This is a genomic window from Kribbella kalugense (assembly GCF_004365875.1).
GTDB lineage: Bacteria > Actinomycetota > Actinomycetes > Propionibacteriales > Kribbellaceae > Kribbella > Kribbella kalugense.
The window spans coordinates 1,805,878-1,829,356 of sequence record NZ_SODF01000002.1 but is presented as its reverse complement, the minus strand read 5'-3'; the positions used below and the strand labels follow the sequence as shown (position 1 = coordinate 1,829,356).

At 68.2% G+C, this 23,479-nt stretch carries 15 protein-coding genes; 3 read left to right on the top strand and 12 right to left on the bottom strand.

Going from position 1 to position 23,479, the window contains the following annotated elements; all coding sequences use genetic code 11:
• Window positions 1–28: 28 nt before the first annotated feature.
• Window positions 29–367, bottom strand: coding sequence for a sterol carrier family protein (locus tag EV650_RS26630; protein WP_134122696.1), 339 nt, complete (start codon window positions 365–367; stop codon window positions 29–31).
• An 89-nt stretch (window positions 368–456) separates the two neighbouring features.
• On the opposite strand from EV650_RS26630, the gene EV650_RS26625 reads away from it, so the two are divergent.
• A complete protein-coding gene (locus tag EV650_RS26625; RefSeq protein ID WP_134121722.1) occupies window positions 457–1,089 on the top strand; it encodes a YebF family protein in 633 nt (210 codons plus the stop codon).
• Here EV650_RS26625 and EV650_RS26620 read toward each other — a convergent pair.
• From EV650_RS26620 to EV650_RS26590, 7 genes are all read right to left on the bottom strand, one after another.
• Window positions 1,086–2,627, bottom strand: a complete 1,542-nt coding sequence (locus EV650_RS26620; protein WP_134121721.1) for an alpha/beta hydrolase — start codon at window positions 2,625–2,627, stop codon at window positions 1,086–1,088. The genes EV650_RS26625 and EV650_RS26620 overlap by 4 nt on opposite strands.
• Window positions 2,624–3,694, bottom strand: coding sequence for a PSP1 domain-containing protein (locus EV650_RS26615; RefSeq protein ID WP_134122695.1), 1,071 nt, complete (start codon window positions 3,692–3,694; stop codon window positions 2,624–2,626). Before EV650_RS26615 ends, EV650_RS26620 begins: the two co-directional genes overlap by 4 nt.
• Window positions 3,695–3,795: 101 nt before the next feature.
• On the bottom strand, window positions 3,796–4,890 hold the full coding sequence (locus tag EV650_RS26610) for a DUF4190 domain-containing protein (RefSeq protein ID WP_134121720.1): 1,095 nt from the start codon (window positions 4,888–4,890) through the stop codon (window positions 3,796–3,798).
• A 27-nt stretch (window positions 4,891–4,917) separates the two neighbouring features.
• The gene (locus EV650_RS26605; protein WP_134121719.1) at window positions 4,918–5,586 is read right to left on the bottom strand and encodes a DUF4190 domain-containing protein; all 669 of its coding nucleotides are present in this window, start codon (window positions 5,584–5,586) and stop codon (window positions 4,918–4,920) included.
• Between the two features lie 149 nt (window positions 5,587–5,735).
• The gene (locus EV650_RS26600) at window positions 5,736–6,944 is read right to left on the bottom strand and encodes a DNA polymerase III subunit delta' (RefSeq protein WP_134121718.1); all 1,209 of its coding nucleotides are present in this window, start codon (window positions 6,942–6,944) and stop codon (window positions 5,736–5,738) included.
• On the bottom strand, window positions 6,941–8,926 hold the full coding sequence (gene tmk / locus EV650_RS26595; RefSeq protein WP_134121717.1) for a dTMP kinase: 1,986 nt from the start codon (window positions 8,924–8,926) through the stop codon (window positions 6,941–6,943). The genes EV650_RS26600 and tmk overlap by 4 nt, the downstream gene beginning before the upstream one ends.
• 10 nt (window positions 8,927–8,936) lie before the next feature.
• A complete protein-coding gene (locus EV650_RS26590) occupies window positions 8,937–10,037 on the bottom strand; it encodes a pyridoxal phosphate-dependent aminotransferase (RefSeq protein WP_134121716.1) in 1,101 nt (366 codons plus the stop codon).
• Window positions 10,038–10,100: 63 nt separating this feature from the next.
• Here EV650_RS26590 and EV650_RS26585 point away from each other — a divergent pair, with 63 nt between their 5' ends.
• The gene (locus tag EV650_RS26585; RefSeq protein WP_134121715.1) at window positions 10,101–11,507 is read left to right on the top strand and encodes an aminotransferase-like domain-containing protein; all 1,407 of its coding nucleotides are present in this window, start codon (window positions 10,101–10,103) and stop codon (window positions 11,505–11,507) included.
• A gap of 223 nt (window positions 11,508–11,730) precedes the next feature.
• Here the strand turns inward: EV650_RS26585 and EV650_RS26580 are convergent, their stop codons facing one another.
• The 4 genes from EV650_RS26580 to EV650_RS26565 all read right to left on the bottom strand — a co-directional run bounded on the left by EV650_RS26580 (window position 11,731) and on the right by EV650_RS26565 (window position 19,575).
• Entirely contained in the window at window positions 11,731–14,505 is a 2,775-nt protein-coding gene (locus tag EV650_RS26580) for a glycoside hydrolase family 2 TIM barrel-domain containing protein (protein WP_238174467.1), read from the bottom strand.
• A gap of 264 nt (window positions 14,506–14,769) precedes the next feature.
• The gene (locus EV650_RS26575) at window positions 14,770–15,201 is read right to left on the bottom strand and encodes a Fur family transcriptional regulator (protein ID WP_134121714.1); all 432 of its coding nucleotides are present in this window, start codon (window positions 15,199–15,201) and stop codon (window positions 14,770–14,772) included.
• 21 nt (window positions 15,202–15,222) lie between these two features.
• Entirely contained in the window at window positions 15,223–17,961 is a 2,739-nt protein-coding gene (topA, locus tag EV650_RS26570; RefSeq protein ID WP_134121713.1) for a type I DNA topoisomerase, read from the bottom strand.
• Between the two features lie 282 nt (window positions 17,962–18,243).
• Window positions 18,244–19,575 (bottom strand): alpha/beta hydrolase family protein, encoded by a 1,332-nt coding sequence (locus EV650_RS26565; protein ID WP_134121712.1) that lies wholly within the window; start codon window positions 19,573–19,575, stop codon window positions 18,244–18,246.
• A 157-nt stretch (window positions 19,576–19,732) separates the two neighbouring features.
• Between EV650_RS26565 and EV650_RS26560 the strand changes: the two genes are divergently transcribed.
• The gene (locus EV650_RS26560) at window positions 19,733–23,383 is read left to right on the top strand and encodes an NPCBM/NEW2 domain-containing protein (protein WP_134121711.1); all 3,651 of its coding nucleotides are present in this window, start codon (window positions 19,733–19,735) and stop codon (window positions 23,381–23,383) included.
• Window positions 23,384–23,479 lie beyond the last annotated feature (96 nt).

Genomic DNA, 23,479 nt, shown 5'->3' with positions numbered 1-23,479 from the left:
CGGCTCACTTATGTCCGGATCCTTGTGTTCAGATCAGGGGCAGCAGGGCGGTGAGGTCGGTGCGCTCGCCGCTGGCGCGGAGTTTGCCGGTCATCCGGGCGTCGGCCCAGGTGGTGCGGCCGCGCGCGACGTCGATCCACAGGTCCGGCGGGAGCTCGATCACGGCGCCCGGCGTACCACGGGTGTGTCGTGGACCCTCGATGCACTGCACCGCGCCGTACGGCGGGACGCGGACCTCGACGGCGTGACCCGGAGCCTTCGCGACCAGGAGCTTGAGCAACTCCTTGGTGAGCAGTTTCAGGTCTGCGCGTTCCGCCGTACCGTCGTCGTAGCGTTGTAAGGCCTGCTGGAAAGCAGGGTCGGACATCTCCACGACGTGCCAGCGTACGCGGCGGTTTGCGATGAAGCCCCTCTCGTCGGCGATAATCGGGCGGGAGAGAGGGAAGCGAGGTCGGGATGCTCACGCCCAGGCACCAGGCACTGCTGATGACGCTGGCGGGAATGACCGTCGGCGTGGCCGTGTTCGGCACCGTGCTGGCCGTCAACGGCGGCAATCCGTTCGCCGCCGACAACAACACGTCGGTGGGGATCGTGAGCTCGGCCCCACCCAGTACGCCGGCCTGTACCGCCTGCCTCCAGCCCGACTCGCTGCAGTACGTGGTGCAGAACTTCGGCACCGACGACGACCCGGTGTCCGCCGAGGTCCCGGTCGGCTGGAAGAGCGCCCAGGACGGCACCCGGCCGAAGTTCCTCGACTCGACCGGCGTCTGGCAGATCAGGTTCGACACTCGGGGCAGCAAGCAGACTCCTGACCAGCTGGTCGCGGTCCGCGAGCACAGCATCGACGAGCGCAACCTGAAGGTGATCAGCCGGAACGACGGCACGCTGGTCTACACGTACACCGACCGGGCCCGCGGTCCGCGGATGGGCCTGTCGCGCTGGGTCTCGACTGACGGCGGCAAGACCTCTGCGGTCGAGATCACCGTCGGCGGCCGCCCGCAGGACGAGGCCGGCCTACGCGCGCTCCTCCAGCACGCCACGGACACTCTCAAACTCCCGGTCGCCCCCGGCGACGACCGGCCGAACTAGCACTTGATGTCGGCTGCAGGGGTGTTGCCCTGGACCAAGTAGGACTCCACGACGTTCTTCACGCAGGCGTTGCCGGACAGGTACGCCGTGTGCCCGTCGCCGTCCCGGGTGACCAGGACACCGCTTTCCAGCTGGTGAGCCAGACCGACCGCCCATTCGTACGGCGTGGCCGGGTCGCGGGTGGTGCCGAGGACCATGATCGGTTTCGCGCCGGCCGCCTTGATCTTGTGCGGCTGGTTGACCGGCTTCACCGGCCAGTTGATGCACGACACCGACGACCAGGCGAGGAACTCGCCGAACCGCGGTGACGCCGCCTTGAACGCCGGCAGCTTCGACTCGATCTGCGCGATCGAGGTGGAGTCCGGGTGGTCCAGACAGTTGACCGCGATGTTGGCCTCGTTCGAGTTGTCGGCGTACCCGGTCTGCTGGCGGTCGGTGTACTCATCGGCGAGCGCGAGCAGGCGGGCGCCGTTGCCGGCCAGCCCGTCGGCGACGGCATCCTCGAGCCGCGGCCAGAAGTCCTTCAGGTACAGCGGGTAGATCACGCCGAGGACGACAAGAGCTTGAGTGACCTCGCGCTTCCCGTCGCCGGGCAGCGGGTGCGCGTCGCTGTCATTGATCAGCTGGTCCACCTTGGCCAGCACCTCGGCCTTGCTGCTGCCGAGCTTGCAGGAAGAACGCTGGGCGCAGTCCTCGGCGAACGCATCGAGCGCGGTGTCGAAGCCCTTCGCCTGTGCGATCCCCATCTGCTGGCTGGTGATCGACGGATCGACCGCGCCGTCCAGGACCATCCGGCCGACGTTCTTCGGGAAGAGTTCGGCGTACGTCGCGCCGAGGTAGGTGCCGTACGACATGCCCATGTAGTAGAGCTGCTGGTCCCCGACGATGCCCCGCAGTACGTCGAGGTCGCGGGCCGCGTCCTTGGTCGAGACGTGCGGCAGCAGGCGGCCGGATCGCTGCTCGCAGCCGGCGGCCAGGACCTTGGCTTCCTTGTCGAGGTCGGTCACCTCGGCGGCGTTGTCCGGGCTGCCGTCGGCGGCGATCATCGTGTCCAGCTGGGCGGTGTCCAGGCACTTGACCGGCGTGGACTCACCGACACCGCGCGGGTCCCAGCCGATGATGTCGAACTTCCGCAACAGCGACGCACCGAACAGCATCGGCGCCTGCCCGGCGAAGTCCTGGCCCGAGGCGCCCGGTCCACCGGGGTTGATGAACAGCGTGCCGATCCGTCCACCGCGGTCCCGGGCGAGCACCTTCCGGGCACGCAGCTCGATGGTCTGGCCAGTCGGGTCGGTGTAGTCCAACGGGACCAGGATCGTCGCGCACTGCTGGTTCGAGCCGCAGCGTTCCCAGTCCGGCTTCTGCTGGTAGAACTTCTCCAGCCCGGCCGGGATCGGGCCTGAGGGTCCGCTGGGCGGGTTGCTGCCGATGCCTGGCGCCGTACCCTCGTCCACGTTCTGAGCGCGACTCGCTACCCCACACCCACTCACCAGGACCGCAAGAGCTGCCACCAGCACGATCGGCCTGCGGAAATTCACTGCCCGGGTTCTCCCTCGTCGTCGTGGTGCAGGCGGCGGCGCCGGCGTGGTTTCCGGGCCCGCCGCTCCTCGCGGCTCTCGTCGCCCGGCGTTTCCTCGGATACGGCTTCGTCGGGTACGGCGGCCTCGGGTACTGCGTCCGCGAGTACGACGGTCTCTGGACCGGCGTTCTCAGGTGCGACCGTCTCTGGTACGGCGTCTTCCGGTACGGCGGCCTCGACCGGTGGGGCGTCCGGGGTCGTCGTACTGGATGCCTCGTACTGCTGCCGCGGCGAGCACACGTCCGCACGGCTGCAGGCGCAGCGCCGGCCGGAGGCGGCCAGCCGGACGACAACGGTGTCGCTCGGCACGTTGTGCCCGACCACCACTCCATCACCCGCGGGGGTCTCCACCGCGGTCCCGAGCGCCGGCGCCTTCGCGTTGTACTCCTGGTAGAGCGGGTGCTCGTACTTCAGGCAGCACATCAGCCGGCCGCAGGCGCCGGAGATCTTCAGCGGGTTCAGTGGGAGGTCCTGGTCCTTCGCCATCCGCACGCTGACCGGCTCGAAGTCCTTCAGGAACGTCGCGCAGCACAGGTCCCGGCCGCACGGCCCGATCCCGCCCTGCAACCGGGCCTCGTCCCGGGCGCCGACCTGACGCAGCTCGATCCGCGCCCGCAGCGCGCGGGCGAGGTCACGTACGAGCTCGCGGAAGTCGACCCGGTGCGGGGCGGAGAAGTACACGATGACCAGCTGGTCGACGTCTTCCCGACGGTCGACGAAGTCGATCCCGACCACCTTCATCGGCAGCCCGTGCTGGCGGATCGTCCGTTTCGCGATCACCCGCGCATCGGCCCGCCGCGTCCGGTTCTGCTCATCCCGGTCCAGATCCGCGGTGGTCGCGATGCCCTCACACAAAGGCAGCCCGCCGACCTCCTCGGTCACGTACTGCGGCGCCCACACACACTCCGCCACCTCAGGACCGTCGTCGGTGGGCACCAGCACCTTTTCCCCGACCCGGGGCCGAAACTCACCCGGATCAAGGTAATAAAGCCGCCCGTACCGCTCGAACGACACCGCCATCACCATACCCACGGCGCCAGAGTACTTGCAGTCCAACGTTCCCGCGTGCTCGCGGAGGCGTTGGGGCGACTTGCCCACCGGAATCGGCTGACAGGGAGTCCGCAGTACTAGCGGTGGCTGTTTTTTACGGTGGTGGTTAGTTTTTGGTCGTCGGGGCCTCGGGCGGCGCAGAAGACTCGGCGGTCGCCGTGGTTCCAGGTGGTTTTGTCGGGGGTCCACCAGTCCAGGTAGAGCTCGGAGTCGTCGCGGGACTTGCCGACGTACGTGCCGAAGGCGGGCGTGCAGGCGCGGTCGGCTGCCTTGTCGACGCCGCTGTCGCCGGGATAGGCGCCGGCCGGGGGCGTGACGACCGCGACGAGTTCGCCATCGTGCTCCGCGGTGCAGGCCAGCAGGATCACCTCGTCCTCGGCGCCGCCGCTGCTGTCGTTGAAGCAGTCGCCGACCTTCAGTTCGTCGATGTACTGGGTCGGCCCCGAGTTCGACGACGCCGGCTGCTCGGGTGCGCTGTAGTCGTCGTCGGCCCTCGAGCCGATCACGAACAGGAACGCGAACAGCAGCACGTACCCGATCGTCACCAGCGAACCGATCACCAGCCCGGCGATCGCCATCCCCTTGCCGCCCTGCTGGCGCCGCTTGATCTGGACCAGCGCCGCGATCCCGAGCCCGATCGCGACCGGCGCGGACAGGCCGATGAAGAAGCCGCCGATCCCGGTCGCCAGCGCAGCGGTCGCCAGCCCGTTGGTCCCCGAATCACCCTGGTAGCCGTACCCATAGGCGTACGGCGCCGGCGCCTGCCCGTAGGCCGACGGATACTGCCCCGGCCCATACCCCGCGCTATGACCCGCCGGGTACTGCGGCGGCTGCCCAGGCTGCCCGTACTGCGGTTGCCCGGGTTGCCCGGGTTGTCCGTACGCCGGTTGCCCCGGTTGCCCGTACGCCGGTTGCTGAGGCTGCCCGTACTGCGGTTGCCCGTACGACGGTTGACCCTGCGCCGGCTGCGGTTGCCCAGGAGCCGCCCACGGCGACCCACCCGCCGGCTGCGACCCGGGCTGCTGCGAGCCCGGCTGCTGCGGCCCAGCCGGTTGCGAACCGGCCTGCTGCGGGTGCTGGTCCGGCCTGGCGTACGTCGGGAACGCGCGCGTCGGATCGTGCGGCCTGTCCTGCGGCCGTTCTGACTCTGGTTCGTACGGTGGCTGGCTCACGCTACCCTCACTGCTCCCCCGCGGGCACTACCGTTGTGATCCGCGCATCGTACCGGTCAACCGGGTCCCCGGCATCCCGACCAAGCACAGGACGTTGCCATCAGCAACGGCACGATTTTCCAGCACGACGTAGTACATGTCCAGCTCGGATCGCTCGTACGGCTTCCCGACGAACTCGACGAAAGCGCCCGCGCACTGCTGCGTGGCGACCGTCCCGGTCTGCGCGGTCGACAATCCGGCCAGGGCCGCAGGCACCTTCGCGTACGCCTCGCCGGAGTGCGGTGCGGCGCAGTCCGCGATCGTCACCTGCCGCAGCGACGCGACGTCCAGGTCCGCGTCGAAGCACCGGCCGACGCTCACCTGCGAGATCGACACCGTGCGGCCGATCCCTTCCTGGCGATCGTGGATCAGGTTGAGCGTGACCGCGACCGTGGTCGCGATCACCCAGCACAGTGAGACCAGCAGCGCGCCGTACGCGAGCCGCTTCCCGTGCCCGCCGGTCTGCTTGATCCGGCGCAACGCGATCAAAGCCAGCACGACCGCGATCGGCACCAGGCCCGGCAGACTGGTCGCCAGGGCCGCGACGGCGTACCCGTTCTGGCGCCGCTGCTTCGGGGTCGGGACGCCCTCCAGCCAGGACTCAGCCGACGGCAACGGCGGCCGCGCAGGCTGGATCGGGGAGGGCACTTGGTCCATCTAGGTCCTTCGGCAAGGTCATGCCGAGCAATCACCCGGACACCCGGACATCGGACCCGCAGGTCTCGGTGTTACACCGCCTGACCAGTTATCGGACGTGACCGGACACCCGCGAGCCCGTGCAGTGACTCACGCCTCAAGGTTTGGTCTCAGCGGAGCACGCGCCGCGGGATGGTGAACCCGTCGTTCCGGCCCTCGAACAGGGACACCGTCATCGCCTCGAGCGCGACCAGCGGGGCCACGTTCGCCTCGATCGCCTCCCGGCAGGTCGCGATCGCGTCGATCCGGCGCACCGTCTGCTCAGCGGTCGTCCGGGACCCGAGTTGCTCGATGTTGCGCGCCAGCTCGGCGTTGATCAGCTCGCTGCCGGACCTGGTCTGAACGACCAGCACGTCCCGGTACAGCGCCATCAGATCCACCAGCGAGCGGTCGAGAACATCCCGTTCCCAGCGCTTGGCCCGCGCCTTCTGCTGGTCCTCGAGCTCCTTCAGCGCGGCGTTCGCCTCGCGCGGTTTGGCGCCCTTCGTCCCGACACCGAGTGCCTGCTCGAGCGCGGTCCGTTCCTTCTCGTCGACCTTCTCGGCGCTGGCCTTGGCCTCTTCCTTGGCCGCGTCGAGCAACTGCTGCGCCGACTTCAGGCAGGCTCCGAGGTCGCGCAACGCGAACGGGACCTCGAGCACCTTGTTCCGCCGCTCGCGGACGGATTCGTCCCGGGCCAGCGCCCGCGCCCGGCCGATGTGCCCCTGAGCGGCCCGCGCCGCGAACCAGGCCAGATCCTGACTGACCTCGAGCTTCTTGGTCAGCATCTCCGCGACCGCAGCCACCGGCGGAGTCCGCAGTACCAGCAGACGGCACCGCGAGCGGATCGTCGGTACGACGTCCTCGACCGTCGGCGCACACAGCACCCAGACAGTCCGTGGCGACGGCTCCTCGATGCTCTTCAGCAACGCGTCGGCGGCCTGCTCGGTCAGCCGGTCCGCGTCCTCGATCACCATCACCTGCCAGCGGCCCTGCGTCGGGCTCATCGCGGCCCGGCGTACCAGTTCACGGACCTCACTGACCCGGATCGACAGCAGCTCGGTCCGGATCAGCGACACGTCCGGGTGCGCACCGCTGAGCACCGTGCGGCAGTCGTTGCACACGCCGCAGCCCTGGTCCGCGCACTGCAGCGCAGCCGCGAACGCACGGCCCGCGTTCGACCGGCCGGATCCAGGCGGCCCGGTGATCAGCCAGGCATGGGTCATACCGGCGACCGCTCGACCTGACTCGCCCCGCACCGCGGCCGCGGCACCGTTGACCGCCTTCTGCAGTACGGCGACCGCCGGCTCCTGGCCGACCAGGTCGTCCCAGACACTCATAGGCTCACCCTCGGGAGGATCGGCTGAAGTCGGCCGCGGATCTGCTTGGCGATCTCCTCGCGGTCCTGGGTCGCGTCGAGGACCAGGTAGTACTGCGGTTCGGCGGCGGCCAGCTCGAGGAACGCGTTCCGGACTCGCTCGTGGAACTCGTCGGACTGGGCCTCGATCCGGTCCCGCTCGGTGAACCGGCCGAGACCGCGCTTCGGCGGCAGGTCGAGGAGGATCGTCAGATTCGGCCGGAGGTCGTCGGTGGCCCAGCGGTTCACCCGCTCGACGTCGGACAGGTCCAGATCACGCCCGGATCCCTGGTAGGCCAGCGCGGAGTCGACGTACCGGTCGGTGATCACGACCGCGCCTGCCTTGAGCGCCGGCTTGATCACCGAGTCCACATGCTCGGCCTTGTCGGCGGCGTACAGCAGCGCCTCGGCGCGGTGTGAGATGTCGCCGGTCGCGGGGTCGAGGACGATCTGCCGCAGCGTTTTGCCGAGCTCGGTCGCGCCGGGCTCGCGGGTCAGCAAGACCTGCTGGCCTTGCTCTTCCAGCCACTTCACCAGCAGCGCGGACTGCGTCGACTTCCCAGCGCCTTCGCCACCTTCGAGCGCGATGAACAGGCCGACCGACGGATAGTCACCACGCGTCTTCCCGAAACTGCGCCGTACGTCGCGCCAGAACGGAACCCCTGGCCGGTCGTCCATCTGCCGCCAGGCGAGCAGACCGATCACCCCGGCCAGCACCGCAGCGGCAAGCATCGTCATCGAGGCACCGTTGTACGTCGCCGAGTGACCGCTGATCGTCCATGTATGCCGGCCGATCGCGCCAGCCGCGAACGGCGCGATTGCCAACGTGACCGCCAACACCGTGCGTACTGCGGACTGCACGAACGCGAACGTCCGCCCGCGAACCGCATCCGGTACTTCGAGACCGAGCAACGTATACCCGGAGACCCAGGAGCCGCCGGCGCAGAACCCGAGCAGGATCGCGATCATCGTGGCGATCTCGATCTGCTGGATCAGCGCCAGCCCAGCCAGGCAGATACCGGACCCGACCAGCCCGGCTGCGAATAACCGCCGCCGGGACAGCCCGGAGAAGATCCGCGGCGCGAACCCCATACCGAGCGCCAGACCACCGAACACGGCACCGAACAGCACCCCGTACCCGGGGTCGCCGGCGCCGAGACCCTCGACGTATGTGCGGCCCAGACCGATCACGACCGCGCCGGCCGCGAACGCGCCGGAGATCCCAACCACGAGACCGCGCACCACCGGCGTACCGGTGACGTAGGACCAGCCCTCGACCATCGTCCGCCACAGCGTCGGGTGGTCCTCGTGATCGTGGATCGCGCGGCCGATTTCCGAGACCGAGACGATCGCGAGGGCCGAGACGACGAAGGTTGCCGCGTTCACGTAGACGGCCAGGTCGATAGCGAAATCGCCGGCCCAGCGGGAGACCAGGGTGATCGCGGTGAAGATCGCCGCGGCCGGAAGGGCGGTGCCGTACGTCGTGATCAGGCTGATCTGGTTGGCCGCCTCGAGCCGGTGCCGGGGAATCAGGTTCGGCACGCTGGCGTCCTTGGCCGGGCCCCAGATCAGGCTGACGATCTCGATCAGCACGGTCGCCACCAGCACCCAGGTCAGCGTGCCGACGATCGGGATGCTGACGAAGAACGCAGCCCGGATCAGGTCGCCGAGGATCATCGTCCAGCGCCGGTCCAGCCGGTCCGCGATCCAGCCCGCCACCGGACCCATCACCAGCGCGGGCAGCACGCGCAGGAACAGCACGCCGCCGATCGCGAAGTTCGCCGCCTGGTAGTCGTCGCCGGCGAACGCCTTCGCCATCGCGGTCAGGGCCAGCAGCCCGATCCAGTCACCGAGACTGGACAGCCCGAACGCGATCCACAACCGCCGGAACGCCCGGATCCGCAACACCGCGCGCACATCGTGCGCCGGTGCAGGATCGGTCAACGGGTCATAGGGCTCCGGCACACCCGCAAGCCTAGTGGGCGGCGTGGACAGCCTGCCGCAGCGCATCCAGGGCGGCCTTCAGCTCGCCTGCCGGCAGGAAGCCGAAGCCGAGCCGGAAGACCCGCGGCTCGTCGCCGAACCAGTCACCATCAGCGACCCGAACACCCAGGTCAGCGCTCGCCGCGCGGAACCGGTCCAGCTCAACGTGGTCCTTCAACCGGATCGTGCACAACGCTCCTGCGTCCGGGCGCACCCATTCGACGACGTCGCTGTTGGCGCGGACCCAATCCTCGGTGATCGCCAGGTTCTCCGCGAGCCACGAACGACGTACCGCAAGGATCTCGTCCTCCCGCTCGAAGACGCGGACCGCCAGCGCCTCGGTGACCGGGGATGCGGAGACGACCGTGTTGAACTTCGCCGTCGTCAGCTGATCAAGCAACTCGGCGTCCGTGCTCACGATCCAGCCGATCCGCAACCCGGCCGCACCATGGCACTTCGACAGCGACGCAACGGACACGACCTTCGGACCGAGATGAACGGCGGTATCCACGACCGGATCGTCGCCGTACGCCGCGACTCGATAGGTCTCGTCGAGCATCAGGTACGCGTCCGGGCAGACCTCGGTCATCGCGATCACGATCTCCTGCAGGGTTTCCAGCGGTACGGCGACCCCGGAGGGGTTCTGCGGAGTCGTCAAGCTGACCAGCTTCGTGTCCGTCGTCAACTGCGCCCGTACGGCGTCGGCGGTCAGCTGATAGCCGTCGTCGAACGTCACCGGGACCACGCGGACATCGGCGCCGAGCGACTCGTAGGTGTTGCGAGTCATCGGGAAGAGCGGCGCGGTCGTGACGACCTGGCCGCCGCGGTCCGCGAGCAGGTAGGAGAGCAGGAAGATCCCGTGCATCCCGCCGATCGTGACGACGACCTGCTCCGGCGGTACGCCGTGCCGGTCCGCGATCGCGGTCCGCAGCCGAAGGTCGCCGGCCGCGGTGCCGTAGCCGAGCTCGAGGTCCGCCAGCTCCGGCGTCAGCAAGTCGGCGAGCCGAAGGTCCGGCCCGTAGCTCTCGCCCAGCTCGTGCCGGGGCTGTTCGGCGGTCAGGGACATGATCTGGTTGCGCGGAAAGATGGGCATACAGCCATGGTTCTGGGCTTCCCCTGGTCACCCCAGAGCCAATCCGGCAGAATTGGTTCGCGAATGAGACCAATCGAGGTGGTTGACCGGTTGGGCCGCTGGTCGTCCGGCCGCGGCCCCCTGTACGTGCTGCTCGCGGCCCGGCTCCGGCAACTGATCGACGACGGCGAACTGCCGTCCGGAGTGCTGCTGCCACCGGACCGCGCGCTGGCCGGTGCTCTGGCGGTCGGGCGTACGACGGTGGTCGGCGCCTATGACCTGTTGCGCGCCGAGGGGCGGATCGACCGTCGACAGGGCAGTGGGACGCGGGTGGCCGGCGTACCGTCCGATGCCGCGGATGCTCCGGTCGATCCGATCTTCCTGGACTCGCTGGAGGCGCGCGACGACGACGTACTACTCGCCATCTGTGCTGCGCCTGGCGATCCGCCGCCGCAGTTGGCCGAGGCGTTCGCGCAGATCGCACCTGAGCTCAGCCGGATCAGCGACGACATCGGCTACTACCCGTACGGACACCCGGCCCTGCGGACGGCGCTGGCTGCCCGCTACACGTCTCGTGGGGTACGGACGTCTTCCGAGCAGATCCTGGTCACGAACGGTGGCCAACAGGCCCTGTCCCTGCTGGCTCATGCCCTGGTGTCCCCTGGTGACCAGGTGCTCGTCGAAGCGCCGACGTACCCGGGAGCGCTGGAGGTGTTCCGGGAGCAGGGCGCGGTGCTGCGTGGGCTTCCGGTCGGGCTGGAGGGCTTGGAGGGAGCAGTCCGGGAGCGGCGTCCGGCGGTGGCTTATGTCATCCCGACGTACCAGAACCCGACGGGCTCAGTGCTGTCTGCGCTGGCTCGGCAGCGGCTGGCCGGTGCGGGCGTGCCGGTGATCGAGGACGAGGTGCCTGCGGACCTTGGGTTTCCAGGTGTGCCGATGCCTACGCCGTTGGCGGCGTACAGCGAGTCGGTGATCTCGATCGGCTCGCTGAGCAAGAGCATCTGGGGCGGCCTGCGGATCGGGTGGATCCGCGCGTCTACGCCGCTGATCAACCGGCTGGCTCGCCTGCGCGCCGTACACGACCTGGGCGGCAACGTCCCCACCCAGCTAGCCGCCGTACACCTGCTGCCGCTTCTGGACGGACCTGACCTCCACCAAACCCTGAAGGCCCGCCACGACCACCTCCACGCCCTGCTCACCCAGGCGCTACCGACCTGGGACATCCCCACCGTCACCGGCGGCCAATGCCTCTGGGCCAGCCTGCCGTACGGCGACGGCACGTCCTTCGCCCAAACCGCCCTCCGCCACGGCCTCGCCATCCTCCCCGGCGCCGGCCTCGACATCACCGGCGCCAGCGATACCCACATCCGCCTGCACTTCCGAGCCCCCCAACCAGCGCTAACCGAAGCCGTCCACCGCCTAACCAAAGCCTGGACCGCCTACCACCCCCCAACCACCCGCCCGCACCCCCGCCCAACCATCGCCATCTGAGTGTCCTGCGAGGTGGCGCGGATCTACGCCACTCACCAACCCGCCCGCCGGGCCCACGCCGGACCGCAGCTGAGCGTGATCCGCCCAGACGGCTCCGGCTTGGTGAGTGGCCGGGGTCCGGGCGTGGACCGCCAGGCCATCACAATCGCGGGGCGACGGCCTCCGTAGGCGGGAGGGCGTGGGATTCGCCGTCGTTGTGATGGGCTAGCGGTCCGGGGCTGGGTTATGCGGTGGTGAAGCGGAGGGACAGGTGCGCCGGAGCCGTCTTCAGTTTGTCGCGGTCGGGGAGGGCTGGGCCGCAGGCGGCTGTGCCTACGCCGGTTTGGGCTAGGTCCAGGGTGACGTAGGTGGTGTCGCCGGGGACCAGGTCCGGGGTGTGTTTGGCGGTCTCGAGGTCGTGGGTGGTCCAGTCGCGGACGGTCAGGCCGAAGAGTTGGCCGACCGCCTCGATGCGTAGACCGTCCAGTTGGGCCCAGCGGGTGTCGATGCGGTGGCCGTTCTCCTGGGGGCGGACGTACGGCGTCTGCAGTTCGGCGACCGTGGCTGAGTACTTGCCGACCGCGGCAGCCGCGCGGGTGTCGACGTACGCCTCGTTCGGGCCGGTGCCGAACCATTCGACTCGCCCGACCTTCGGCAGTTCGAACGTGATGCCGAGCCGCGGCAGCACCTCCGGGAACAGACCTTCCGGTACGACGCTGAGGTCCAGAACGACCGCGCCATCCACCGCAGTCCAGCGCCACGTACTGCGCAGACCCCACTGCAGCGCAGGCGGAGCGGTCCGAGTGACAACCTCCCAGGCGCCATCCCGCTCACCCTGCGACACGATCCGGTGCTGCACCCGATGCAACCCCTGCTCCCGCCAGGCCGCCGCAACCCCAGGAATCGCATCGTTGTCGATAGGCGCCCGCCAAACCTCCAACCGAGCATTCAGCACACCAGCGACGTTGATGCCCTGCACACCAGCTGTTCCTTCGGCTGGTGAACCAGTAGGAACACCAGCAGCCGTGGCGGGCTCGTCCAGCCGGATCTGGCCCCAGGCAACGCGGCGGCCGGCCTCGGCCCATGAAGTCGCCTCGGTGAGTTCGGCTGTGACCGTGAGCCACGCCTCCGTGCGCTCGCTCTGCTTCAGGACCCCCGGCGGCAGCTCGATCGAGACGGTCTCGCCGGGCGCGATTGCCGGCACCGGCAGGTTCCCGCTGCCGACGACCTCACCCTCGGCCTCAACCACCGTCGTGAAGGTCAGATGACTCGTGTCCAGCACCTCGTACCGGTTCGTGATCGACACACGGTTGCCGTCAGCAACGATCCGCAGCGGCTCGATCACCTTCGCGTATTCGTGCATACCCGGCGACGGCGTACGGTCCGGGAACAGCAGCCCGTCACACACGAAGTTCCCGTCGTGGATCGTCTCGCCGAAGTCACCGCCGTACGCGTAGACCTCGCGCCCGTCGATCGTCGTCCGCAGACCGTGGTCGATGAACTCCCAGATGAACCCGCCCTGGCACCGCGGGTACTTCTCGAACACCTCGCGGTAGTCGAGCAATCCACCCGGCCCGTTCCCCATCGCGTGCCCGTACTCACACAGAATGAACGGCAGGTTCCGGTACTTCGATGTGTCCGCCCCGATCTCCGCACACCCCTCCGGCGAGGTGTACATCCGCGAGTAGATGTCGACGAACTCCGCCTCGGTGTCGCGCTCGTAGTGCACCGGCCGCGACGGGTCGAGCTCCTTCACCGCGTCGTACATCGCCTTGAGGTTCTCGCCCATCCCGCACTCGTTGCCGAGCGACCAGATCACGATCGACGCGTGGTTCTTGTCCCGGTGCACCGTCCGCTGCATCCGCAGTACCAGATCGTCGCGGAAGCGCGGATCCATCACCGGGTTCGGCAGCTTCGGCGGCTGCGGCTCGTACCCGAACCCGTGCGACTCCAGGTCGCACTCGTCGATCACGTACAACCCATACTCATCGCACAGCGACAAGAAGTACGGGTGCGGCGGGTAGTGGCTGGTGCGGACCGCGTTGATCCCGGCCCGCTTCATGATCAGTACGTCGTCCAGCATGTCCTGCTCGGTCAGCGTCCGACCGCGGTCCGGGTGGAACTCGTGCCGGTTGACGCCGTTGAACAGCACCCGATTGCCGTTGACGGTGAAGATCCCGTCCACGATCGCGACCGTCCGGAACCCGATCCGCAGCCGGACCTCGCCGCCCTCGGTCCGCAGTACGGCGTCGTACAGCCGCGGCACCTCGGCGCTCCACGGCTGCACGCCCTCGATCCGGGTGTGCTCGCCGGTCGGCAGCTCCAAACCTAACTCGGCGACCGTCACAATGCCCGGTACGTCGGACTCGACGAGCAAGGTTCCCTCGCCGTCGATGTGGTCCCACGCGGCCTTGACGAAGACGTCGGTCGGAGCCTCCGGTCGGATCGCGAGCAGGTTGACCTCGCGGAAGATCCCGGACAGCCACCACATGTCCTGGTCCTCGACGTAACTGCCGGCCGACCACTGGTGCACGCGGACCGCGATCTGCGCTTCCTTGCCCGGAGCAACCAACTCGGTGACGTCGAACTCCGACGCCAGTCGCGACCCCGACGACCAACCCACGGCCGAGCCGTTCACGAACACCGCGAACCGCGAGTCCACGCCCTCGAACCGGAGCACGATCCGCGCGCCGCCGAAGTCCGCCGGGACGGTGACGGTACGGACGTAGTCGCCGGTCGGGTTGTCCGTCGGCACGTACGGCGGCTCGAGCGGGAACGGATAGACCACGTTCGTGTACGCCGGGGCGCCGTACCCGCTCAACTGCCAGTGGCCCGGGACCGCGATCGTGTCCCAGCCGGAGATGTCCGGGTCCTTCAGGTCGTCCGGCGCGTCCGCCACCGTCGGCGACAACCGGAAACTCCAGTCCCCGCTGAGCGGCACCCGCCCGGAGTCGTCGTCCAGCCAGGCCCGCGGGGCCAACACGTTCTCACCGGAAGCAAAGTCCTCGACATAGGTCACAGACCCCGACCCTAGGCCAACTCTGTTCACGATTCCACACCGATGAACAAATATGGACAGCCCACGCCGATACAGCCCCGTTCCGACCACACGCGCCCTCCCCGTCCGACGCGCGTCTGAGGGGTCAACCCCCGAGTTGGTCGGTTGCCCCCGGAGAATCCGGGTCCGCAACCGGCCAGGTGAGGGGTTGACCCCTCACCTGGCCGCGGACGGCGGAGACGGGCGGCGGCGCGGACGGCGGAGGCGGGCGGCGGGTGAGAGTGGTCAGGCCTGGCAGTTCTTGCAGACTCCGACTAGGGCTACCTGTTCGGGGGCGAGGTGGAAGCCGAGTTCGCGGGAGAGCTTCTTGCGGGCGGACTCGAGGATGTCGCCGGGGGCGTCGTACACCGTGCCGCACTCGGAGCAGCGGAGATGCAGGTGCCGCGGGGCGAGGTCGCCGGCCAGGTGGTACGTCGTGCCTGCCCGACCGAGATGCACGTGCGTGACAAGTCCGAACTCGCCGAGCGCGTCGAGCGCGCGGTAGACGGTCGCGCGGTGGATGCCCGGGCGCAACTGCTCGGCTCGCTCGCCGATCTGCTCGGCGCTCAGGTGCTCCTCGGTCCCCGCGAGCACCTCGACCACCGCGAGCCGAGCAGGCGTGACCCGCTCGCCCCGCTCCCGCAACCGCTGCGCGCTGACCTCAGTCGCACTCGTCATCCGCGCTCCTTTGCCATCGCCTCAGGACTTCTTTGCCGCCGTTTTCTTGGCCGTCGCGGTCTTCTTTGTGGTGGCCTTCTTGGCCGTCGTCTTTTTGGCGGCGGTCTTCTTCGTAGTCGTCTTCTTCGCGGCCGTCTTCTTCGCGGGCGCCTTGCGGGCGGTCTTCTTCACCGGGCCGCGGGCTCGCTTGTCCGCCAGCAGCTCGGCCGCACGCAGCAGCGAGATCGTGTCCACCGAGTCGTCCTTGCGGAGCGTCGCGTTCGTTTCCCCGTCGGTGACGTACGGACCGAAGCGACCCTCCTTCACCACAACTGGCTTCTTCGACTCCGGGTCCTCGCCGAGCTCCTTCAGCGGCGGCGCGGCCGCGCGCCGACCTCGCTGCTTCGGCTCGGAGTAGATCTTGAGCGCTTCGTCGAGAGTGATGTCGAACATCTGCTCCTCGGTCGCCAGCGACCGCGAGTCCGTGCCCTTCTTCAGGTACGGCCCGTAGCGACCGTTCTGCGCGGTGATCTCCTCACCGTTCGAGGGGTCCGTCCCGACCACTCGCGGCAGCGAGAGCAGCTTCATCGCGTCGTCCAGACCGATGCTGTCCAGCGTCATCGACTTGAGCAGCGACCCGGTCCGCGGCTTAGCGCTCTTCGGCGCGTCCTCGGGCAGGACCTCGGTCACGTACGGCCCGAACCGCCCGGCCTTCGCGACCACCTTCAGGCCGGTGTCCGGCGCCGTACCGAGCTCGGTCTCGACACCCGACGGCTGCTCCAGCAGCTCGAGGGCCTTGTCGACGGTCAGCTCGTCCGGCGGCAGGTCCTCCGGCACGTTCGCACGCCGCTCGTCCTTGTCCTCGACGTACGGCCCGTACCGGCCGACGCGAACGACGATCCCGCTGTCGTCCCCGCCGACGGCGAACGTCGACATCTCCCGGGCGTCGATGTCGCCCAGGTCGTTCACCATCGAGTGCAGGCCCTCGAGGTCGGCGTCGCCGAAGTAGAACCGGTCCAGCACACCCTCGCGCTGCAGGTCACCGGCCGCGACCTCGTCGAGCACGTCCTCCATCGTCGCCGTGAACGCGTAGTCCACCAGCCGGGTGAAGTGCTCCTCGAGCAGCCGGACCACCGCGAACGCCAGCCAGGCCGGCACCAGTGCGGTGCCCTTCTTGTAGACGTACCCGCGGGCCTGGATCGTCCCGATGATCGACGCGTACGTCGACGGCCGCCCGATCTCGCGCTCTTCGAGCCCACCGACCAGCGTGGCTTCGGTGTAACGCGCCGGCGGCTTGGTCTCGTGCCCGGAGGCGATCACCTCGACGGCCGGGAGTACGTCGCCCTCGGCCACGTCCGGCAGCCGGGTCTCCTGGTCGTCACTGCCGGCCGACGGGTCGTCCTGCCCCTCGACGTACGCCTTGAGGAAGCCGTGGAAGGTGATCACCCGGCCGGACGAGGTGAACTCGCAGTTCTCGCCGGTCGAGGCCTTGGCGTCGATCTTGATCGAGACGCTGTTGCCGATCGCGTCCCGCATCTGGGACGCGATCGTCCGCATCCAGATCAGCTCGTAGAGCCGGAACTCGGTGCCGGTGAGACCGGTCTGCGCCGGGGTCTGGAAGTGCTCACCGGCCGGCCGGATCGCCTCGTGCGCCTCCTGGGCGTTCTTCACCTTGGAGGTGTAGACCCGCGGCTTGTCCGGCAGGTACGACGCGCCGTACAGCTCGCGGACCTGGGCCCGGGCCGCGGTGATCGCGGTCTCCGACAGCGTGACGCTGTCGGTACGCATATAGGTGATGTTGCCGTTCTCGTACAGCCGCTGGGCGACCTGCATCGTCTGCGACGCGGACATGCCGAGCTTGCGGCCGGCCTCCTGCTGCAGCGTGGTGGTCCGGAACGGCGCGTACGGCTTGCGCGAGTACGGCTTGGACTCGATCGACCGGACGGTGAACTGCGAGTCGCGCAGCGCACCGGCCAGCGCGGTCGCGGCCTGCTCGTCCAAGTGGACCGTGTTCGCGCCCTTGAGCTCACCGATCGAGCTGAAGTCGCGGCCCTGCGCCACCCGCTTGCTGTCCACCGAGACCAGGCGGGAAGGGAACTGCCGCGGCGTCCGGCTCTCACCGGCGTCGAGGGTTGCATCGAGATCCCAGTACGACGCACTCCGGAAAGCGATCCGCTCCCGCTCGCGGTCGACCACCATCCGGATCGCGACCGACTGCACCCGGCCCGCCGACAGCTTCGGCATGACCTTCTTCCACAGCACCGGCGAGACCTCGTAGCCGTACAGCCGGTCGAGGATCCGGCGCGCCTCCTGCGCATCGACCAGGTCCTCGTCGATGTCGCGGGCGTTGCCGACCGCGTCCTGGATCGCCTTCGGGGTGATCTCGTGGAAGACCATCCGCTTGACCGGGACGGTCGGCTTCAGCTCCTCCAGCAGGTGCCAGGCGATCGCCTCGCCCTCGCGGTCCTCATCGGTGGCGAGGAAGAGTTCGTCGGCGCCCTTGAGCAGATCCTTCAGCTTGCGGATCTGGGCCTTCTTGTCGGCCGGTACGACGTACAGCGGGTCGAAGTGGTCCTCGACGTTCACGCCGAGCCGGGCCCAGGGCAGGCCCTTGTACTTCGCCGGGATCTCGTCCGCGCCGCTCGGCAGGTCCCGGATGTGGCCGAAGCTGGACTCCACCACGTACCCGGACCCGAGGAAGCCGGCGATCATCCGCGCCTTCTTCGGCGACTCGACGATCACCAACCGGGTGCCTGTCTTCGTCCCTGCTGCCCCTGCCACTGCGCTCCCTACTCTCGTCCTGCCGACAACGTCCCAGATCGAACAACGCTGTACCGACGTCTGTTCCCCCGAGCACCCACCGACCCCGCCCGAGGACAGAGTACGGCCGACGGCAACGCATTTCTCAACGCACGGTAACCGGTCAGGCCCCGGTTACACCTCCCCGGGTTTCCGACCGCGCCGTCCTGAGTGTTCCAGACGACGGCGAACAGCCCCGTCCGTCACCGCGCGTCGCGATCTCGCCACGGTAAGCGCCGCGACTCTTTTTGAGGGTACGCCGTCTCAGCGGGCGAAACGCACCTCGGGAAATTTGGGGGAGTCGCCGCGGAGCAGAAGCGACGGCCGGCGACGCAGCGTCAGGTCGAAGAACGCGGCGAGGTACTCGCGCTGGGCCAGCACGCTCCGTGCCGGTTTGGCGCCCCCGACCAGAGCCTTGGTCACGGACGTGATGATCGGGTCCTCGCCGTAGATGTCGTGGAACAGCTGGGAGAAGATGAACTGGTAGTCGGTGAACGCCTTCTGCTTGGAGTTGGTCAGGGTCAGGTTGAGCTTGCCGCCGCGCTGCGCGGCCCAGAAGCCGGCCCACGACTTGTCGTAGTACTCCTTGGCCGGATCGGTCCGCTGCGTCTCGCCCGAACCGAACAGCAGGAACGGCCGATCCAGCCCCTGCTCCGCGACGTCGCCGAGCGGCCCCTTGATCCGGTCGTCCTGGAGCGTGCCGTCGAGGTCGATGCCGGCCGAGATCCGCTTGTCCTGCAGCATCGCGTTCGCGGTCGTGTAGCCGCCGAGCGAGAAGCCGAACATGCCGATCTTGCGCAGGTCCAGCCCGTCCGCGAGCCCGTCCGGGAGATCTTTGCCGTCGGCATCGATGTTCTGCCCGGCCGCGAGCCGCTCCAACTGGTCCAGCACGAATCGCGCGTCCGCGGTCCGGGTCTCGACCGCCGTCCGGATCTGGTCCGGACCGGGCGGCTCGGACTCCGTCGCACCCGGCAGGAACCGTCCACCCGGGAACTCCACCGGCGTCTCGTGCGAGTGGTCGATCGTCACCACGACGTACCCGCGGCTGGCGAGGTCCTCGACCTGCGCGGTGTTCACGAACCGGTTGTACTGGTAGCCGGGTGAGAACAGTACGACGGGATGCCGCAGGGGCTGCATCGGTGCGTCGACGCGCGAATGCGTCTCGGTGGCGGCGAAGTCGAACGATCCGGTCGGCAGCGCGAGGCCGTACTCACCCGTCCACGCGTCGTCGACCGCGACCGCGGTCCGCGCCGGCATGTACTTCGCGATGGGAGCGGAGCCGAACATCGAGGCCGGGTACCAGAGACTGATCATCAACTCACGCTGACCGCTGGGCATGCTCGGATCCGGGCGCGACCGGTCGCGCAGGTGGATCGCGGTCGTCCCGAGCGCCTTCCGGCCGGTCGGCGCCGGGAGCCGGAACTTCACCGGATGGAAGTTCGGGTCGCCCGCTGCCCGAATCCGGTCCGGGTCGATCGGCGCGGCGTGGGCGAGCCCCGGGGCGGCCAGCGCCAGGCCGCCGGCCAGACCGGCGGTCAGGAGGTGCCGCCTGGTGAGTCTGTGACTGCTGGGGCTGGTGGGACGCAGGTTCGCCATGCGACTCATCGTCATCGCCCTGTTTCACCCCGTGATGGCGACACCGTCTCAACTTCGTCACGGCCGACCTCGTGACAACTGGTCTCCGGTGAGCTTCAATGTCGCCATCTTGTTCATAGATGCGTGAAATGAGGCACTCGTGAGCATCTTTGTCCGCATGAAACGTTCAGTAGTCGCCTTGGCCCTCCTCGCCGGTGCACTCGTGCTCACCGCGGGTCCGGCCCGGGCCGCCGGCACCACGCTCGGTGACATCACGGCCTTCTCGGCCGACAAAGCGACGTACACCATCAGTGCGGGCGCCGCGAAGGTTCGGGTCGTCTTCCTGATGGACGACGTGTTCCGCCTCTGGCTTGCGCCGGACGGGAACTTCACCGACCCGGCCAACACACCGCCCACCGACCCGACCGCCCCCGCATCGAACATCGTCGCCAAGACCGACTACGGAACGCCGCGGACGGCGTGGCGGGATCGCGGCAGCTACTACTCGCTCACGACCGGCAAGATCGAGGTCCGGGCGCAGAAGAGCCCGCTGAAGTTCTCGCTGTACCGGTCGAACGGTCAGCTGGTCTGGTCCGAGACCGCGCCGCTGTCGTGGACCGACAGCTCCGCGACGCAGACCCTCGGCCGTGGTGCGAACGAGCAGTTCTTCGGTGGCGGCATGCAGAACGGCCGCTTCTCGCATCGCGACGAGACGATCAAGATCTCCAAGGACTTCAACTGGGAGGACGGCGGCAACCCGAACGCATCGCCGTACTACATGAGCACCGCGGGGTACGGCGTACTTCGCAACACGTTCAGCCCGGGTAGTTACAGCTTCACTAGTCCGGTTGTGACTACGCACGACGAGAAGCGGTTCGACGCGTACTACTTCGTCGGCGACCTGAAGACCTCGCTCGACCGCTACACCGAGCTCACCGGCCGCCCGTTCATGCCGCCGATCTACGGCCTCGAGTACGGCGACTCGGACTGCTACAACCGCGGTCACTACGGGACGGACCCGGACCCCAGCAACGACTGGAAGGTCAACCCGGACAAGGTGACCACGCTGGACGCGGTGAAGGTCGCGCAGCGCTTCAAGGACGAGGACATGCCCGGCGGCTGGATGCTGGTCAACGACGACTACGGCTGCGGGTACTCCGCCAACACCGACTCCGAGCAGGTCGACGGCACCTGGTGGGGCAAGCGGGACATTCCTGCTCTCAAGCAGACCGGTGACGAGTTGAACGCGCGCAACATCCAGATGGGTCTGTGGACGCAGTCCTCGCTGGACCGGCAGCCGGCCGAGATCGACGCCGGCGTACGGGTCCGGAAGCTGGATGTCGCATGGGTCGGTCCGGGGTACCGATACGCGTTGAGTGCTTGTGACACGGCGCATGACGGGATCGAGCAGTACAGCAACGCTCGTGGGTTCGCCTGGATGGTCGAGGGCTGGGCCGGCGCGCAGCGGTGCGCGGTGCAGTGGACCGGTGACCACAGCGGTTCGCTGGACGCGATCAAGTGGCAGATCCCGGCGATCACCGGCTCCGGCAACTCCGGGATCGCTTACAGCGCCGGCGATGTGGACGGGATCTTCGGTGGATCGGCCACGTCGTACGTGCGTGATCTGCAGTGGAAGGTGTTCAACCCGGCCTTCATGAGCATGTCCGGCTGGTCGACTCCGGCGTACAAGCAGCCATGGGCGTACGGCGACCCGTACACCTCGATCAACCGCAAGTACCTGAAGCTGCGGGAGCGGTTGCTGCCGTACTTCTACACGTACGCCGCCGAGGCGCACCGGACCGGAGCTCCGCTGAACCGGTCGCTGGTGCTGGAGTACCCGAACGACCCGAAGACGTGGGACGACACGACGAAGTACGAATTCCTGGCCGGCAAGGAGTTCCTGGTCGCGCCGATGTACGGCGCGGACGAGGTGAAGAACGGGATCTACCTGCCCGCCGGCAAGTGGGTCGACTACTGGACCGGGCGCGTCTACCAGGGACCGACCACGGTGAACGGGTACCACGCGGCGCTCGACACGCTGCCGTTGTTCGTCAAGGCGGGCGCGGTGGTGCCGATGTGGAAGTCCGGCATCAACAACGCCGCCGAGCAAGGGTTTGGCGACCGCGTCACGGTCGACATCTACCCGTCGGGCAAGTCGTCGTTCAGCATGTACGAGGACGACCGGGTGACCAGGTCGACCAAGTCGGCGACGCAGACGTTCACGGTCAACGCACCGACGCAGGGCCGTGGTGATGTGACGGTGAACATCGGCGCCAGCGTCGGTTCGTACGCCGGGAAGCCGGCCGCACGTCCGTACGAGCTGACTGTCCACACCGGCACCGCGCCGCACAACGTGACCATCGACGGACGACCGGCCAAGTGGACCTACTCGAACGGGGTCGTCCAGGTTCAAACCGCCTCGATCCCGACCTCGCGGAACGCTGTCGTCCGCCTGCTCGGCACGTCCTCCGTCGGTGGACCTGATGTCGCCAACACCTTCGGCACCCCTGAGCTGACCACGCCATCCCTGTGGAACGCTCCGGGTCAGGCCACCGAGGTGACTGCTTCCTTCCGCAACGACACCCGTACCACCGTGCGCAACGTCAGTCTGGATGTCGCCGTGCCCACCGGCTGGAACGTTTCCGGTCAGAACACCTTTGCCAGCGTCGCTCCTGGGAAGACGGTCACCACCAAGCTCCAGGTCACGCCCGGCGCTGATGTGAAACCGGCGAGCTTCACGCTGACCTTGAAGGCGTCGTACGTTGCTCAAGGCAAGAGTTACTCGAACACGGCCTCGGCGACGGCGGAGTTGCCGTACGCATCGTTGTCACAAGCATCGAATGTCGTTGGTGTCACCGATGCCGCGACCTATGCCCAGGGCAACTTCGACGGATCTGGCGACAGCTACAACGGCGAGGCCCTCGCCGCGGCCGGATACAAGCCCGGGGCGACGGTCACCGTCCAGGGCGCCGACTTCACCTGGCCGACCGGAGCACCCGGTACGCCGAACCTGGTGAAGAACCAATCGGCTCCGATCCTTGTCTCGGGCACCGGCTCGCATCTCGCGCTACTGGGTGCGGGCGCCAGTCTGAACGCTCGCGGGACGGTGACGATCATCTACACCGACGGCTCGACGTCCGAGGGCACCTTCCAGCTACCCAACTGGTGCTGTCAGGATCCGACAACGGGTGGAGCCTCACTCGCTGTCTCGGTCAAGGGCCGTTACACACCAGCGGGTCTGGGCAATACGACGACGGACTATCGCGTCTTCTACACCGCCGTACCGCTCGATCCTGGGAAGACGGTGAAGGCGATCAAGCTGCCCGGCGGTGGGCTCGGGTTCTTCGCGGCAACCATTGCCGACAAACCGTTGCCACCGGCACCCACCGGGGAGAATTGGGTCAGCGACCTGGAGTTCCTCGACTCGACGAACGGCTGGGGTCCGGTCGAACGCGACCACAGCAACGGCGAGGACGCCGCCGGCGACGGCGCCCCGATCACACTGGACGGCGTCGTTTATGCCAAAGGCCTCGGAGCACACGCCCCGTCGTCGGTGAGTGTCCGCCTCGGCGGCAACTGCACCAGCTTCACCAGCCAACTAGGCGTCGACGACGAGGTCGACGACCGAGGCAAGGTCACCTTCAAGGTCCTCACCGACGGCACCGCCAAATACACATCCGACCAACTAACCGGCACCAGCCCCACCGCCACCACCACAGTCGACGTAACCGGCGCCCAAACCCTGACCCTCCAGGTAACCGACGGAGGCGACGGCAACACCAGCGACCACGCCGACTGGGCCAACCCCAAACTAACCTGCAACCCCTAACCACCCCGGCCGCCTCAAACGGGACAACCCTCCAACTCGGGGGTTAACCCCGCAACTGGAGGGTTGCCCCCTGAGAATCTGAGGGGGCAACCCTCC

Excerpts from the sequence above, each read along its gene's own strand:
- EV650_RS26605 (WP_134121719.1), bottom strand. The coding sequence starts at position 5,586 with ATGGACCAAGTGCCCTCCCCGATCCAGCCTGCGCGGCCGCCGTTGCCG.
- EV650_RS26565 (WP_134121712.1), bottom strand. The coding sequence starts at position 19,575 with ATGGCGAACCTGCGTCCCACCAGCCCCAGCAGTCACAGACTCACCAGG.
- EV650_RS26630 (WP_134122696.1), bottom strand. The coding sequence starts at position 367 with ATGTCCGACCCTGCTTTCCAGCAGGCCTTACAACGCTACGACGACGGT.
- EV650_RS26590 (WP_134121716.1), bottom strand. The coding sequence starts at position 10,037 with ATGCCCATCTTTCCGCGCAACCAGATCATGTCCCTGACCGCCGAACAG.
- EV650_RS26575 (WP_134121714.1), bottom strand. The coding sequence starts at position 15,201 with ATGACGAGTGCGACTGAGGTCAGCGCGCAGCGGTTGCGGGAGCGGGGC.
- EV650_RS26625 (WP_134121722.1), top strand. The coding sequence starts at position 457 with ATGCTCACGCCCAGGCACCAGGCACTGCTGATGACGCTGGCGGGAATG.
- EV650_RS26615 (WP_134122695.1), bottom strand. The coding sequence starts at position 3,694 with ATGGTGATGGCGGTGTCGTTCGAGCGGTACGGGCGGCTTTATTACCTT.
- EV650_RS26600 (WP_134121718.1), bottom strand. The coding sequence starts at position 6,944 with ATGAGTGTCTGGGACGACCTGGTCGGCCAGGAGCCGGCGGTCGCCGTA.
- EV650_RS26585 (WP_134121715.1), top strand. The coding sequence starts at position 10,101 with ATGAGACCAATCGAGGTGGTTGACCGGTTGGGCCGCTGGTCGTCCGGC.
- EV650_RS26560 (WP_134121711.1), top strand. The coding sequence starts at position 19,733 with ATGAAACGTTCAGTAGTCGCCTTGGCCCTCCTCGCCGGTGCACTCGTG.